The organism is Pedococcus badiiscoriae, from assembly GCF_013408925.1.
Classification (GTDB): domain Bacteria; phylum Actinomycetota; class Actinomycetes; order Actinomycetales; family Dermatophilaceae; genus Pedococcus; species Pedococcus badiiscoriae.
On sequence record NZ_JACCAB010000001.1, the window covers coordinates 459992 to 473646 of the forward strand.

At 70.4% G+C, this 13655-nt stretch carries 18 protein-coding genes; 11 read left to right on the top strand and 7 right to left on the bottom strand.

Annotation, left to right across the window (positions count from 1 at the left end):
* Positions 1-2 precede the first annotated feature (2 nt).
* The gene (locus BJ986_RS02180; protein ID WP_179420512.1) at positions 3-1703 is read right to left on the bottom strand and encodes a DAK2 domain-containing protein; all 1701 of its coding nucleotides are present in this window, start codon (positions 1701-1703) and stop codon (positions 3-5) included.
* A 170-nt stretch (positions 1704-1873) separates the two neighbouring features.
* Here BJ986_RS02180 and rpmB point away from each other — a divergent pair, with 170 nt between their 5' ends.
* Positions 1874-2068 (top strand): 50S ribosomal protein L28, encoded by a 195-nt coding sequence (rpmB, locus tag BJ986_RS02185; RefSeq protein WP_056922510.1) that lies wholly within the window; start codon positions 1874-1876, stop codon positions 2066-2068.
* 57 nt (positions 2069-2125) lie between these two features.
* On the opposite strand, the gene thiL is transcribed toward rpmB, so the two are convergent.
* Positions 2126-3115 (bottom strand): thiamine-phosphate kinase, encoded by a 990-nt coding sequence (gene thiL / locus BJ986_RS02190; protein WP_179420513.1) that lies wholly within the window; start codon positions 3113-3115, stop codon positions 2126-2128.
* Positions 3116-3301: 186 nt separating this feature from the next.
* Here thiL and BJ986_RS02195 point away from each other — a divergent pair, with 186 nt between their 5' ends.
* From BJ986_RS02195 to BJ986_RS02205, 3 genes are all read left to right on the top strand, one after another.
* A complete protein-coding gene (locus BJ986_RS02195; protein WP_179420514.1) occupies positions 3302-3535 on the top strand; it encodes an Lrp/AsnC ligand binding domain-containing protein in 234 nt (77 codons plus the stop codon).
* 2 nt (positions 3536-3537) lie between these two features.
* On the top strand, positions 3538-4005 hold the full coding sequence (locus tag BJ986_RS02200; protein ID WP_337794667.1) for a hypothetical protein: 468 nt from the start codon (positions 3538-3540) through the stop codon (positions 4003-4005).
* A 104-nt stretch (positions 4006-4109) separates the two neighbouring features.
* Complete coding sequence (locus tag BJ986_RS02205; RefSeq protein ID WP_179420515.1) at positions 4110-4655, top strand: phosphatase PAP2 family protein; 546 nt, start codon at positions 4110-4112, stop codon at positions 4653-4655.
* Positions 4656-4667: 12 nt separating this feature from the next.
* On the opposite strand, the gene BJ986_RS02210 is transcribed toward BJ986_RS02205, so the two are convergent.
* Positions 4668-4955, bottom strand: a complete 288-nt coding sequence (locus BJ986_RS02210) for a MerR family transcriptional regulator (RefSeq protein ID WP_179420516.1) — start codon at positions 4953-4955, stop codon at positions 4668-4670.
* 145 nt (positions 4956-5100) lie between these two features.
* On the opposite strand from BJ986_RS02210, the gene BJ986_RS02215 reads away from it, so the two are divergent.
* The 4 genes from BJ986_RS02215 to BJ986_RS02230 all read left to right on the top strand — a co-directional run bounded on the left by BJ986_RS02215 (position 5101) and on the right by BJ986_RS02230 (position 6908).
* Positions 5101-5532, top strand: coding sequence for an Hsp20/alpha crystallin family protein (locus BJ986_RS02215; protein WP_179420517.1), 432 nt, complete (start codon positions 5101-5103; stop codon positions 5530-5532).
* A gap of 521 nt (positions 5533-6053) precedes the next feature.
* Positions 6054-6374 (top strand): J domain-containing protein, encoded by a 321-nt coding sequence (locus tag BJ986_RS02220; protein WP_179420518.1) that lies wholly within the window; start codon positions 6054-6056, stop codon positions 6372-6374.
* A gap of 158 nt (positions 6375-6532) precedes the next feature.
* Entirely contained in the window at positions 6533-6742 is a 210-nt protein-coding gene (locus tag BJ986_RS02225; RefSeq protein ID WP_179420519.1) for a DUF6582 domain-containing protein, read from the top strand.
* Between the two features lie 10 nt (positions 6743-6752).
* Positions 6753-6908: a hypothetical protein gene (locus BJ986_RS02230; protein ID WP_179420520.1), complete on the top strand. Its 156-nt coding sequence runs from the start codon at positions 6753-6755 to the stop codon at positions 6906-6908.
* A 53-nt stretch (positions 6909-6961) separates the two neighbouring features.
* Here the strand turns inward: BJ986_RS02230 and BJ986_RS16175 are convergent, their stop codons facing one another.
* Positions 6962-7234, bottom strand: coding sequence for a Smr/MutS family protein (locus tag BJ986_RS16175; RefSeq protein ID WP_179420521.1), 273 nt, complete (start codon positions 7232-7234; stop codon positions 6962-6964).
* Positions 7235-7596: 362 nt separating this feature from the next.
* Between BJ986_RS16175 and BJ986_RS02240 the strand changes: the two genes are divergently transcribed.
* Positions 7597-8586, top strand: a complete 990-nt coding sequence (locus tag BJ986_RS02240) for an aldo/keto reductase (protein WP_179420522.1) — start codon at positions 7597-7599, stop codon at positions 8584-8586.
* Positions 8587-8623: 37 nt separating this feature from the next.
* Here the strand turns inward: BJ986_RS02240 and BJ986_RS02245 are convergent, their stop codons facing one another.
* Positions 8624-9754, bottom strand: coding sequence for a D-alanine--D-alanine ligase family protein (locus BJ986_RS02245; RefSeq protein WP_179420523.1), 1131 nt, complete (start codon positions 9752-9754; stop codon positions 8624-8626).
* Between the two features lie 102 nt (positions 9755-9856).
* On the opposite strand from BJ986_RS02245, the gene BJ986_RS02250 reads away from it, so the two are divergent.
* Positions 9857-10930 (top strand): PLP-dependent transferase, encoded by a 1074-nt coding sequence (locus BJ986_RS02250; protein WP_179420524.1) that lies wholly within the window; start codon positions 9857-9859, stop codon positions 10928-10930.
* Here BJ986_RS02250 and BJ986_RS02255 read toward each other — a convergent pair.
* Both BJ986_RS02255 and BJ986_RS02260 read right to left on the bottom strand, forming a co-directional pair.
* Positions 10927-11925 carry an NAD(P)H-dependent glycerol-3-phosphate dehydrogenase gene (locus BJ986_RS02255; protein ID WP_179420525.1) on the bottom strand — a complete coding sequence of 333 codons (999 nt, stop codon included), beginning with the start codon at positions 11923-11925 and terminating at the stop codon, positions 10927-10929. The two genes, BJ986_RS02250 and BJ986_RS02255, sit on opposite strands and share 4 nt — an antisense overlap.
* Positions 11922-12683, bottom strand: a complete 762-nt coding sequence (locus tag BJ986_RS02260) for a lysophospholipid acyltransferase family protein (protein WP_337794668.1) — start codon at positions 12681-12683, stop codon at positions 11922-11924. Before BJ986_RS02260 ends, BJ986_RS02255 begins: the two co-directional genes overlap by 4 nt.
* Before the next feature lie 97 nt (positions 12684-12780).
* Between BJ986_RS02260 and cofC the strand changes: the two genes are divergently transcribed.
* On the top strand, positions 12781-13638 hold the full coding sequence (gene cofC / locus BJ986_RS02265) for a 2-phospho-L-lactate guanylyltransferase (protein ID WP_179420526.1): 858 nt from the start codon (positions 12781-12783) through the stop codon (positions 13636-13638).
* Positions 13639-13655 lie beyond the last annotated feature (17 nt).

The following is a 13655-nucleotide window of genomic DNA, read 5'->3' on the forward strand; positions in this document are numbered from 1 at the left end:
GCCTACTCGACTCCGAGCAGCAGGGGGTAGTGCGGCTGGCCGCCCTCGATCAGGCTGACCTCGACGTCGCGGTGCCCTGCCTCGATCCGGGCCCCCAGGGACTCCACGAGCCCTGGTGGCGCGTCGGCACCGCCGATCACCGTGACCATCTCGCCACCACTGCTGAGCAGCCGCCCGACGACGTCGATGGCGACCTCCTCCAGGTCGGCGCCCACGATCACGACGTCTCCCGCGACGGCGCCCAGGACGTCGCCGGGCTCGCAGGGTCCGGCGCTCGTCAGGGCCTGCCTGCTGGCGATCGCGACAGCGCCATGGCGGGTCGCGGCCGCCGCGTGGCTCATCTGCGACGCGTTGCGGGAGCCACTCGCCGTGGGGTCGAACACCGCCAGCGCCGCAAGACCCTGGACCGCGGTCCGCGAGCGCACCACGTGCAGGGCGATCCCCTCCTGCTCGGCCGCACTCGCCGCAGCCTCGGCTGCCATCACGGTGTCACCGTCGTTGGGGAGCACGATCACCTCGAGCGCGTGCGCGGCGCGAGCGGCGTCGAGGAGCTGACCTGCCGACGCGCGTCGTCCGGGGCCGCTCTCCACGACCTGGGCGCCCGCCTCGGCGAGCACCTGCGCCAGCCCCGGCCCTGCCGCGCACGCGACCACGGACACGCTGGCCGCAGGCTTGCTGCGGCCGGCCTGGTCGGCGCCACCACCCTGAGCAAAATGGGTCACTCGCACGCGGTAGGGGCGTCCGGCGTCGATCCCCGCCTCCACCGCGGCACCGACGTCGTCGACATGCACGTGGACGTTCCACAGGTCCGGGCCGCCCACGACCAGCAGGGAGTCGCCGAGAGCGTCCAACGTGTCGCGCAGCACCCCCACCCGCTCGTCGTCGCTGTCGCGCAACAGGTACATGACCTCGTATGCCGGTCCGCCCATGACGAGGTCTCCCTCACCGGTGGGCGAGCCGCCGGTGGCGCCCATCGGGGCGACGACCCCACCGGCCTGGCTCCAGTCGTCACGGCGGCGCATGGAGTCGTCGGCGAAGACCTCCATCCGCTCGCCCACGTGTGTGCCGTCCTGGTGCACCACTCGCGCGAGCGCCTCCAGAAGCAGGAGGTAGCCCGCGGCACCGGCATCGACGACGCCGGCCCGCTCGAGCGCGGGCAGCTGGGCCGTGGTGTCCTTCAGCGCCTCGGTGGCGGCGTCGAGGGCGTCCTCCGCCACGGCGGCCAGCCCTCGGTCGACTGCGGCCGCTCCGGCCGTCGCCGCCGCGCGCGCCACGGTGAGGATGGTCCCCTCGGCGGGTCTTGTCACACTCGCGTAGGCCCGCTCGCTGGCGCGCTCGAGGCCATCGGCGATGGTTGCGGCATCGGCGAAGTCCTGACCACTGGCGGCGATCGCCTCGGCGAAACCGCGCACCAGCTGGCTGAGGATGACCCCGGAGTTGCCCCGGGCGGTCAGCAGCAGGGACCTCGCCATCGCGGTGCACTCCTGCTCGAGGGAGGCGGCCCCGAGCAGGCCCGCCTTCTCGTGCTCGGTGCGGACGGCGTCCAGCGCCGCGTCGAGGCTGAGGTAGAGGTTGGTGCCGGTGTCACCGTCGGGGACGGGGAAGACGTTGAGCGCGTCGATCTCGGCCCGTCGCGCGGCGAACGCGGCTCGGGTGAGCACAGCCCATCGCCTCGCGTCCACGGCACTGAGGGCTTCGAGCACGCTGGCAGGCTAGTCGCAGACGGCGTCACCGGCCCCGTTTTGGCCGTTGCACCACACCTCGGCTACTCTTGACCGGTTCCCATGGACTCTGCGTCGCTGGCCTGTGCCCGCGCGAGGAGACACCGGGGACGCCCCCTTTTCTTGTACCAATCGATTTCAGGAGAACACCCGTGGCTGCCAACTGCGATGTCTGCGGCAAGGGACCGGGCTTCGGTCACAACATCTCGCACTCGCACCGCCGCACCAAGCGTCGCTGGAACCCGAACATCCAGCGCGTCAAGGCTCTGGTGGGCGACGCGGGCGTGACCCCGAAGCGTCTCAACGTCTGCACCTCGTGCCTCAAGGCCGGCAAGGTCAAGCGCTGACCCAGCCCTGCGGCATACCGAAACGAGCCGATCTCCCCACCGGGAGGTCGGCTTCTTTCATGCCCCGTCCTCTGATGCCTCAGGCGGGAGGAAGTGGTCCCAGCCGCGTGGCTGCTGCACGACCCCGTCGAGGGCGACCCCACTGCCCTCCACGACGGTGCCGATGGGGCGCCAACCCTCCGGCAGGTCGCCCGGGAACGTCGCGAGCAGGCTGTGCTCCTCGCCGCCGGCGAGGATGCAGTCGAGCGCCCTGTCCCCCACCGCCTGCGCCAATGACGCCACGAACGGGGCCAGGCCCTCGCCGTGGAGGTCCAGGCGCACCCCACTGGCCTCGGCGATCCGGTGACCGTCGCGCAGCAGCCCGTCTGACAGGTCGATCATCGAGCTCGCGCCGGAGTCGGCCGCCCGGGGCCCTTCGGCCAGCGGCGCCCGGGGACGCAGGTGGTGGTGCACACACTCCGCGCGTATGCCGGGCGGCGGTGTCCGCGGGTCGGTTCCGTCGTGCAGCAGGGCCAGTCCGGCGGCCGAACGACCGAGCGACCCACCCACGGCGAGGACGTCGCCGGGACGGGCACCGGAGCGCAGGACAGGTTGACGATGGCCGAGGTCTCCGAGGGCAGTCACCGACACCAGCAGCACGCCGTCGGGCGCCGACGACAGGTCGCCCCCGGCGACCACCACTCCCACTGACGCAGCCTCCGCGCCCAGGGTGCGGGCGAACTCCACAGCCCAGTCCAGGGACGTCGCCGGGTCTGCGACGAGCGACACCAGGACCGCCGTGGAGCGCGCGCCCATGGCCGCCACGTCGGCGAGGTTCTGGGTGAGCACCTTGGTCGCGACGTCCGCCGGCGTCGACCACTCGTCGAGCCAGTCGCGTCCGCGGATCATCGAGTCCGTCGTTGCCACGGTGGTCGCGCCGGTACGCAGCACCGCGGCGTCGTCGCCCGGGCCGACAGCGAGGGACGGACCCGCCTCGAAGAAGGGGAAGATGCGCCGCAGCAGGTCCGACTCGGACACCTCCGCCAGCGTCAGCGGGGCCGTGACCATGACTTGACCTCCTCGTGACGGCCCGGGGGAGACGGGCGGGACACGGGCACGGTAGCGTCTGGCGTGGCCGAGGTGCGCCCCGGCCGTGCGGTTCTCTCGCGGCATCGCAGTCGGTGCTCCGTGAGTTCTCCAGGACAGTCTCAGCCCGTAACCGCTGTTCCCAACCGAAGTGTGAGGTGTCTCGTGGTGGTCCAGGCCTACATCCTGATCCAGACCGAAGTCGGCAAGGCGGCGTCCGTCGCCGAGGCCATTGCCGGCATTGCCGGTGTGGTCATGGCTGAAGACGTGACCGGGCCGTACGACGTGATCGCCCGCGTCGAGGCCAACACCGTCGACGAGCTGGGCAAGCTCGTCATCGCCAAGATCCAGGACGTGCCGGGCATCACCCGCACCCTGACCTGCACCGTCGTCCACGTCTGAGCGTGGCTCGCGCCGCGCGTCGGCGCGCGGTCCTCGCAGCCGCCGGCCTCCTGATCCTCGGGACGGCCGGCGCTGTGCTGTATGCCGCGTGGCCCCGAGGTGTGGAGGTCGCCGTGCCCTCCGTGGCCGGCAACGGGTGCGCCACGGTCCGCTGGCCGACGTCCGTCGCAGGCCGGGCCCTGACTGCGACGTCTCCCCTCTCCCCCCGCGCCGCCGCCTGGGGTGACCCCGCGGTCATCGCCACCTGCGGCTGGCCTGCTCTGGGGCCCACCGACAAGGAGTGCCTCGACGTCGACGGCGTCTTCTGGGTCGTCCAGCCGCTGTCGGACGGGGTGAAGTTCACGACGTTCGGCCGGGACCCCGCGATCGAGGTCCTCGTGCCCGACGCCTACAAGCCAGAACCGTTGCTGCTGCCCGCTTTTGGGCCCGCCGCCAGGGCCCTGCCGACCAACGGCCGCTCCTGCAAGTAGGGCGCGCCTGCCTCGACCTCGGCACGAGAACGGCGTGGACAGCCGTCGCCGATGTACATCGCCGAGCGGGCGGTCAAGGTCGTCGTCACGCATAATGGCCAGCCGTGAGCATCGACGTGACCATCGCCAACTGGATGTTGGCGCACCGCAGTCCGTCGATCGACTGGGTCTGTCAGGCCCTGATGTCGATAGGGACGAGCCGACGCGCCTTCGCCGTCTGTGCCGTTCTGGTGGTCGTCCTGTGCCTCGTCCTCCGCCGTCTCGACACCGTGGTCGCGGGAGCGCTCGCTGTCCCTGCGGCAACCGCCGCGTCGATCCTGCTGAAGGCACAGCTGGCGCGCCCTCGACCCGGGCCGCGGTATGCCGAGATGGCCACCTACGGATACTCGATGCCATCCTCGGCCGCCGCACTGTTGACCGCCGGGCTGATCGTGCTGCTCCTGCTCGTGCCGCGGAGGCGAGCCTTGTGGAAGGTGGCCGTGATCGGCTTCGCCGTTGTCGAGGTCGTGATCGGCTTCGCCCTGATCTACCTGGGAGCGCACTGGTTCACCGACGTGTGCGCAGGCATCCTGCTCGGCGGACTCTTTGGAGGTGCCGCGTACCTCGTCACCACCAGACTCCGCGCCAAGCGCGCCACCACAGCAATCTGACCCGACGCCAGGTCAGGCGTCGTCGTCGCGGTCGGCCCGGAGGCGCACGTTCTCGCTCTCCAGGTCCAGGACCATGCCGATGCCTGCGAGGTTCAGGCCGGCGTCGAGCAGGTCACCGATCCGCCGCAGCCGGTCCAGGTCGTTCGTGCTGTACCTGCGGGTGCCCCCGTCGGTGCGCTGGGGTTGGAGCAGTCCCTTGGACTCGTACATGCGCAGGTTCTGAGCGCCCATGCCGACCAGCTCCGCGGCCACGGAGATGCTGTACACGCCGCGGTCGTCGTCGGGAGCGGGCATCGCCATGAGAGCGCCTCTCGATTTTTCTCAACTGGGTCTTGCATCAGTATGACCGGCGGTGCTACAAAAAATCTATAGCAGTGGCCATAGGTTCTGAGTCGGGACCACAGCCCGCTGCCCCCCATCAACGGCATACACGGAGGTGAATGTGATGCTCATGCGCACCGACCCATTCCGCGAACTGGACCGACTGACCCAACAGGTCTTCGGCCCCAACGGCACCACGGCCCGCCCCTCGGCGATGCTGATGGATGCCTGGCGCGACGGCGACACCTTCCACGTCGAGTTCGACCTCCCCGGCATCAGCCAGGACTCGATCGACATCGACGTCGAACGCAACGTGGTCACCGTCAGGGCCGAACGCCCGCCGCGCGCCAGCGACGCTGAGCTCCTCGCCGCGGAACGTCCCCGCGGGGTGTTCAGCCGCCAGCTCGTGCTCGGCGACAACCTCGACACCGACCGCATCGAGGCCAGCTACCACGAAGGGGTGCTCGCACTGACGATCCCGGTCGCCGAGCAGGCCAAGCCACGCAAGGTCGAGATCAGCGGCAAGCGCGAGGACCAGCACGCCATCAGCGCCTGACCCGGTGGTGAGGAGCATGGCCTCGGACCCCACGCTTCAGCTCGAGGGCGCACCTGCCGCTGCGGAGGACGAGTTCCTCGACCTCGTCTTCGCAGACGAGGACCTGCTGCGGGCGGAGTTCGACGCAATCGTCGCCGAGGAATGGGCCGGCCGACCGCCACCGGCCGACCCACCGGCGTCATCGTCGGCAGCCGGAGGCCGCTCGTCCCCGCGCCCTCGGCGCCGTCACTCCCGAGCAAGGGCGCCTCGGTCACCAGGTCCTGCGCCCGATGACCGGAGCCGTCAACGCTCGCCCCCGCTGCTCCAGCAGCACGGACGTCACACCAGCACGCCACAGTAGAAGGAACGGAGGTGGGCCCCCGCCGAACACAGACATCACCGCAGTCAAGGCTCTCGCCTGGGTCGCGTTCGCGCGACAGTGCCCGACGCATCGTGCGCGGCGCCCACGCCGTGAAGGCGTATCCGTTCGCGGCCCAGGCGAGGCCCATCACATCGCAGCGGCAGGAGGTACTCGAGCGGCCATGACTGCTGACCAGAACGACCCGTACGTCGTGCTGGATGTGGCCAGAGAGGCGACTCAACAGCAGATCCGGCACGCGTACCTGTCTCAGCTGCGGGCCAGCCACCCGGACACGCGCACCCCCGACGCACCACCGGGAGACACGACCGTCCAGAACGTCCTCGACGCCTACGAGATTCTCGGGGACCCGGTGCGTCGAGCCGACTATGACCAGCACACCGCCTTCAGGCCCGGGGCCACCCCCATCCGGGTTCGTGTCACGGTGCATCGCACGCCAGGACCGCCATCGTTCCGGGCGACCCCGGTGCGCTGGCACTCCTGATCTTCGTGTCGCTCCAGCCAGGACCGGGATGGCACGGTCGGCTTACGGTAGGGGTGGGGATTGGGCGATCCACCCAGTGGGTATGACCAGCGTGGTGGGACCCAGTGGGTAGGCCCCAGTGGGTAGGACGCCACCAGACCCTCACGAAGGAGACCGACATGTCGAAGGATCTCAGCAACAGCAAGAACCGCGACAAGCTGAAGAAGTCGTCGTTCGCGTTGCCCGAGGAGGAGAAGTACCCGATTCCTGACATCGAGCACGCTCGGAACGCCTTGGCCAGGGTGGCTCAGCATGGGTCCGAGGCCGAGCAGAAGAAGGTTCGGACGGCAGTCGAGAAGAAGTATCCGAGCCTGAAGAAGGACGACTGACGGTTTTCCAGTGGTCGTCACAGGCACGCGACTTCGCGACCAGAGCACGTGGGATCTCGCCCTCGCCGCTCTGACGCTCTCCACGGCCGTGGTGGCGGCCGGCTTCGAGGTCACTCGCTGGGTCGCCGGCCGTCGCCGCCGACACCGTGACTCCCCTGCTGCCTGACTCCCCCGCCGACTTCCTCGCACCTGCGGCCCCGATGTCAGGGGCCGGCGAGGTCACCGACGTCGGGACGGACCCTTCCACCTGAAGTGGACGAGGACGCGGCCGTGGTTGTCCACGTCCTTCTCGACGCGGTGATAGAGAGCGCGGTTCTCCCTCTGGTCGAGGAAGCGCAGCACCCGCTTCCTCAGCGCCCCCGATCCCTTGCCGGGAATGATCTCAACCAGGGGAGCCTTCTTCGCCACTGCCTCGTCCATGATGGCCCGCAGGGCGCGGTCGATGTCCGCGCTGCGGTTGTAGATGTCATGCAGGTCGAGCGTGAGCTTCACCCTGCCATCCTGCACCCGACCCTCGTGGCCGACATCCCCGGAAGTGGCTCGCCGGGCCGGCGCTCCGAGTCGTGGATTGCTCGGACTGCGATCGCCCAGAGTGCGGCCGCGTCGGATACCTGGCTGTGGGCCAGCCAGACATCCGACGTTTCGGCGTTGTTCTGCCGCAGGATCGGCGGGGCGTCAGTTGGCCAATACGTGGGCAGCATGGCTAAGAGTCTCACCCGGCCGTTTCCTTGGAAGGTGACAACCACCGGCGCTTCGACGGATGCTTGAAATTCCCTCGACGGTGTCCCTTCGCGACGCGCGACAGAGCTTTCGCCACGACAACGTTCCCCACGACAACGAGCAAGGAGAAAACCATGGACGCACGCACCCTCGGTCAGTCAGGGCTGTCCGTGTCACCGCTCGGCTTGGGCTGCATGGGCATGAGCCAGTCCTTCGGGCCACCACCGCCCCGAGACGAGATGATCACGTTCCTGCGGGCGGCTGTCGACCGCGGCGTGACGCTGTTCGACACGGCCGAGGTCTACGGCCCCTTCCACAACGAGGAGCTCGTCGGTGAAGCGCTGGAGCCCGTCCGCGACCAGGTGATCATCGCCACCAAGTTCGGGTTCGGCTTCGACGAGGACGGCAACCAGACGGGCGTCAACAGCCGACCGGAGCACATCCGTGCCGCCGTGGACGGTTCGTTGCGCCGCCTGCGCACCGAGACCATCGACCTGCTCTACCAGCACCGCGTGGACCCTGACGTCCCCATCGAAGAGGTCGCCGGCACCGTCAAGGAGCTCATCGACGCAGGCAAGGTTCGCCACTTCGGGATGTCGGAGGCCGGCGCGAACACCATCCGCCGCGCGCACGCCGTCCAACCGGTCACGGCGTTGCAGAGCGAGTACTCGCTGTTCTGGCGCGAGCCCGAGGACGAGATCCTTCCCGTCCTCGAGGAGCTGGGCATCGGGTTCGTGCCCTTCAGCCCACTGGGACGCGGCTTCCTGACCGGACAGGTCACCGCTGCCACGCAGTTCGGCGAGGGAGACATCCGAGCCACGCTGCCCCGCTTCGAGAGCGAGGCCCTGAAGGCGAACCTCGCCCTGGTCGACCTCATCACCGGCGTGGCCCAGCGCAAGGGCGCCACTGTCGGCCAGGTTGCCCTGGCTTGGCTGCTCGCCCAGAAGCCGTGGATCGTGCCCATCCCCGGCACCAGGCGCCTCGAGCGCCTCGACGAGAACCTCGCTGCGGCAGACCTCGAGCTCACAGAGGAGGACCTGGCCGAGCTCGACCGGGCGTCGACCAGCGTCCAGGTCCAAGGCGACGGCTACCCGGAGGCCATGCAGCGCATGGTCGACCGGTGAGAGCGGCAAGCTACTGTCGCGCTACCACCTGTCGTGTCTAGCGCAGGCCGACGGGGCGGGTCAGGGCCAGCTGGATGAGCTCGTCGATGAGCTGCGGGTAGGGCAGCCCGGTCGCCTCCCACATCTGGGGGTACATCGAGTGCGGCGTGAACCCCGGCATCGTGTTGATCTCGTTGATGACCACGTCGCCGGTGTCGGTGTAGAAGCAGTCCACTCGTGCCAGGCCCTCACAGCCGAGCGCCTCGAACGCCGCCCCCGCGAGCCGCTGCACCTCGGCGGACACCGACTCGGGCACGTTGGCCGGGCAGGACAGCACTGCCCCGTCGTCGAGGTACTTCGCCTCGAAGTCGTAGAACTCGTGGCCACCCTCCGTCGTGACCGAGATCTCCCCGACGTGCGACACCCGCGGCGCGTCGGTGCCGCGTCCTTGCAGCACGGCGCACTCGATCTCGCGACCGACGATGCCCTGCTCGACGATGACCTTGCGGTCGTGCTGGCGGGCGATCTCGATGGCCGCCTCGAGCGCCTCGGGCGTGGACACCTTCGAGATCCCCATGCTCGACCCCGCGCGTGCTGGCTTGACGAAGACCGGGTATGCCAGCGCCCCGACCGCGTCCATCGCCGCCGCCTTGTCGCGCCGCCACTCGGAGTCCGTGATCACGGCATACGGGCCGACGGGAAGTCCGGCCCCCGCGAACAGGACCTTCATGTAGTGCTTGTCCATCCCCGCGGCAGAAGCGAAGACGCCAGACCCGACGTAGCGGATGTCCGCCATCTCGAACATGCCCTGGATGGTGCCGTCCTCGCCGAAAGGCCCGTGCAGCAACGGAAACACGACGTCGACCTCACCGAGCGACTCGGGCACCTGCTGCGGCTCCAGCGTCGTGAGGGTGCGGTCGGTCGTGGCCAGCGGCACGACGACCCCGGCGCCGGACGGAGCGACCTCGGGCGTGCTGTCAGCGGTCAGCTCGAGCAGCTGGGGGTCGCCGTCCGAGAGCACCCAGTGCCCGTCCCGGGAGATGCCGATCGGGATGACGTCGTAGGCGTCGCGGTCGATGGCGCGCATCACGCCGGCCGCCGTGGCGCAGGACACGGCGTGTTCCGAGGAGCGGCCACCGAAGACGATGGCGACGCGGGGCTTGCGGGTCTCTGGCTGGTCCGTAGTCATCGCCGCCGAGCGTATCCCGACCGTCGACCGACCACCCGGCGCGCCCCGCCTGGGCCGCCTCGCCTGGCGCGCCCTCCCCGGCGGCGCCTCTAGGCTGGCCGGGTGAGCCATGACCACCTGTCCCCCGCCTCCCGCGTCGTCGCCCTGGGACGCCAGCCCCGTGTCCCGGGAGCCGGCGTCAACGCGCCCCTGGAGTTCACGTCGACCTACATCGCCGACGGTCCGGTGAACTACGCACGCGCCGGCAACCCGACGTGGTCGGCGTTCGAGGAGGCGCTGGGTGGCCTGGAGGGAGGCGACGCCCTCGTCTTCGCCTCGGGCATGGCCGCCGTGTCCGCGGCACTGTCGCTCGTCCCGCACGGTGGCGCGGTGGTCGTCCCCTCCCACGCGTACAACGGCACGACGACGCTGCTCGACCAGCTCGCGCAGAGTGGCGCGGTGGAGGTACGGCGGGTCGACCCCACGGACCAGGCCGCTGTTCGCGAGGCGCTCGACGGTGCGGCCCTGCTGTGGGTCGAGTCCCCCACCAACCCCATGCTCGAGGTGTCGGACATCCGTGCCCTCGCGGCGATGGCCAGGGAGGGTGGCGCGCTCACCGTCTGCGACAACACGTTCGCCACCCCGCTGGTGCAGCAGCCGCTCGGTGACGGTGCCGACGTCGTGCTGCACTCCGTCACCAAGTACCTGTCGGGCCACTCGGACGTCCTCCTGGGCGCCCTGGTTACGTCCTCGACGGACGCCGGACGCGCCCTGAACGCGCGTCTGTCGACTGCGCGACTCCTGGGCGGCGCCATCGCCGGACCGATGGAGACCTGGCTGGCGCTGCGCGGCCTGCGCACCCTGCACGTGCGACTCGAACGCGCCACGGCCAACGCCCGCGAGCTCGCCACGCGGCTCGAGAGCCACCCGCAGGTCTCCCGGGTCCGCTACCCCGGGTTCGGCGCGATCATCGCGATCGAGGTGCGCGGCGGCGCCGACGCAGCCGAGCGGGTGGCCAGCGCGACGACGCTGTGGACGCACGCCACCAGCCTCGGCGGGGTCGAGTCCCAGATCGAGCGGCGCCGTCGCTATGCCGCCGAGCCAGAGAGCGTCCCCGATGCCCTGCTGCGGCTGTCGGTCGGCATCGAGGACGTCGAGGACCTCTGGCTGGACCTCGCCGGCGCGCTCGACGTCTAGTCGGTCTCGTTCTTGAGGGCGCGCACCATCAGCGCGCCCACGACGTCCTCGGCCCGTCGCCCGTCGTGCACGACCGCCGCGACCTGCTCGATGATGGGCACGCGGACGTCGTGCTTCTGCGCGAGCTGCAGGATCGACTCACAGGACTTCACGCCCTCGGCCGTCTGCTTGGTCACAGCGATGACCTCCTCGACGCTCATGCCCTTGCCGAGGTTCACGCCGAAGGTGTGGTTGCGGGACAACGGCGACATGCACGTGGCAATGAGGTCACCCACGCCGGCCAGGCCCGCGAAGGTCATCACGTCGGCGCCCAGTGCCATGCCGAGCCGCGTCGTCTCCGCGAGCCCCCGGGTGATGATCGAGGCCTTGGAGTTGTCGCCCATGCCCAGCCCCTCGGCCATGCCGACCGCGAGCGCGATGACGTTCTTGACCGCACCACTGATCTCGGTGCCGACCACGTCGGTCGAGGTGTACGGACGGAAGTAGGGCGGGTTGGAGGCCTCGGCGACCCTGCCCGCCACCGCTTCGTCGATGCATGCCACCACGCTGGCCGCGGGCTGCTTGAGCGCGATCTCCTTGGCGAGGTTGGGGCCCGACACGACGACGATGCGCTCGTGCGCCACTCCGCCCGCCTCGGCGATGACCTCGCTCATCCGCTTCGTGGTCCCCAGCTCGACCCCCTTCATGAGCGAGACCACGGCCGCGGTGTCGCCCAGCACCTCTCCCCACTCTTCGAGGTTGGTCCGCAGCGTCTGCGACGGCACCGCCAGCACGATGATGTCCGCGCCGGCGGCGGCCTCGCCGGGGTCCCGAGTCGCCGACACCGCAGCGGGCAACGCGAGGTTGGGCAGGTAATCGGTGTTGCACCCCGCGTTGACCTGGTCGACGACCTCCTGCCGCCGACCCCACATCCGGACGGTGGTCCCGCCGTCGGCCAGGATCGCGGCATACGCGGTGCCCCAGCTGCCTGTCCCGAACACCGCCGCGGTCGTCACGCGTCGTCTCCCTGCGGTCGGCGGAACTTCCCCGTCTCGGGGAGCCCGTGCTTGCGCGAGTCGAAGCGCTCGGCCGGGGCCTGCTCGCCGCGGATCGTCTCGAGCTCGACCGTGATGGCCGCCATGATGCGGTCGGTCGCCTCGCGCAGCAGGGCACCGGTCACCGGCTGGTCGTAGAGGTCGGTGAGGTCGACGGGCGGACCGGCGCGCAGGTGCATCGTCTTGCGCGGAAAGACCCTCGGCCGCTTGCCGTAGGGCTCGAGGACCGCCTGCGGTCCCCACTGCGCCACCGGGATGACGGGGCACTTCGTGGCGAGCGCGATGCGCGCCGCACCCGTCTTGCCGACCATCGGCCACAGGTCCGGATCGCGCGTCAGGGTGCCCTCGGGATACACCCCCACGCACTTGCCGCACTCCACCGCGGCCACGGCGGCGCGGAAGGCGTCCGCGGCTCTGCCCGTGTTGCGGTAGACCGGGATCTGCTGCGCGCCGCGCAGGATCGCCCCGACGACAGGGACGCGGAAGACGCCCTCCTTGCCGAGGAAATAGGGCGGTCGGCCGTTGTCGATCATGAAGTGGGCGAAGGACAGCGGGTCGAAGTAGGAGAGGTGGTTGGGCGCAGCCACGAAGCCGCCGGTGGCTGGCAGGTGCTCCGCGCCTTGCCAGTCGCGCTTGGTCAGGACCATCAGCAGCGGACGCAGGATCCCCACGGCCAAGCGGTAGGCGAAGGGCAGAGCTCGTGTGCCGCCGGCGGTCACCTGGTCTCCAGATCGATGGGGTACGTGTGAGTGTGCATCCTCGCGGCTCCCGGGGTCGGTGTCGAGCGACCGCGCCCGCACTGCGACGATCGTCGCGATGACCACACCCACCGACTGGCACCTGGTCGTCCCCGTCAAGGGCGGGGCGACAGCCAAGTCACGGCTGCATCCCGCGTCGCGCGTGGACCGCGAGGAGCTGGCCCTGGCCCTGGCCACCGACTGCCTCAGCGCCTGCTGCGCCGGTATGCCGCCGGGCCGCGTCCTCGTCGTAACCTCCGACGAGCGCGTGGCCCAGATGGCCGCCGGGCTGGGCGCGCGGGTCCTCGACGACCCCGGCGAGGGGCTGAACGGCGCCGTGGCGGCCGGACGGGACCTCGTGTTCGCCGAGGCTCCCGGCAGCGCCGTGGCCGTCCTGCTCGGCGACCTGCCCGCGCTGCGCCCGCAGGACCTGACGACGGCACTGCGCGCCGCTGCGGCATACCCGAGGGCGATCGTGCCCGACGCGCAGGGCGCCGGCACCGCGCTCCTCACGAGCCTGGTCGGCGAGGAGCTGGCCCCGTCGTTCGGTGCGGGCTCGGCGAGCAGGCACGAGGGGTCAGGGCACCGACGCCTCGAGCTCGACCTGCCCCACCTGCGCACCGACGTCGATGACGACGCCAGCCTTCAGGCGGCGCTGGCGCTGGGCGTGGGAGCGGCGACCCGACACGTTCTCGAGGGGACGCCGGATACGCTGCCGCCCATGCAGGCCAGCGTGCACACCTTCGACGAAGCCACCGGTGCGGGGTCGGCCCTGCTGGACGACGGACGCGAGGTGAGGTTCAGCCCCGAGGTGTTCGCGGCGAGCGCACTGCGCCACCTGCGGGTCGGCCAACGGCTCAGCATCGACCTGGCAGCCGACACCGAGATCAGCCGGCTGTGGATCGTCGGGATCGGTGACGACCAGCGGATCGGCTGAGACCCGCCCAGTCAGTG

Coding starts and splice junctions, on each gene's coding strand:
- BJ986_RS02245 (WP_179420523.1), bottom strand. CDS start 9,754: ATGACTACGGACCAGCCAGAGACCCGCAAGCCCCGCGTCGCCATCGTC.
- BJ986_RS02225 (WP_179420519.1), top strand. CDS start 6,533: ATGTCGAAGGATCTCAGCAACAGCAAGAACCGCGACAAGCTGAAGAAG.
- BJ986_RS02210 (WP_179420516.1), bottom strand. CDS start 4,955: ATGGCGATGCCCGCTCCCGACGACGACCGCGGCGTGTACAGCATCTCC.
- BJ986_RS02220 (WP_179420518.1), top strand. CDS start 6,054: ATGACTGCTGACCAGAACGACCCGTACGTCGTGCTGGATGTGGCCAGA.
- thiL (WP_179420513.1), bottom strand. CDS start 3,115: ATGGTCACGGCCCCGCTGACGCTGGCGGAGGTGTCCGAGTCGGACCTG.
- BJ986_RS02215 (WP_179420517.1), top strand. CDS start 5,101: ATGCTCATGCGCACCGACCCATTCCGCGAACTGGACCGACTGACCCAA.
- BJ986_RS02240 (WP_179420522.1), top strand. CDS start 7,597: ATGGACGCACGCACCCTCGGTCAGTCAGGGCTGTCCGTGTCACCGCTC.
- cofC (WP_179420526.1), top strand. CDS start 12,781: ATGACCACACCCACCGACTGGCACCTGGTCGTCCCCGTCAAGGGCGGG.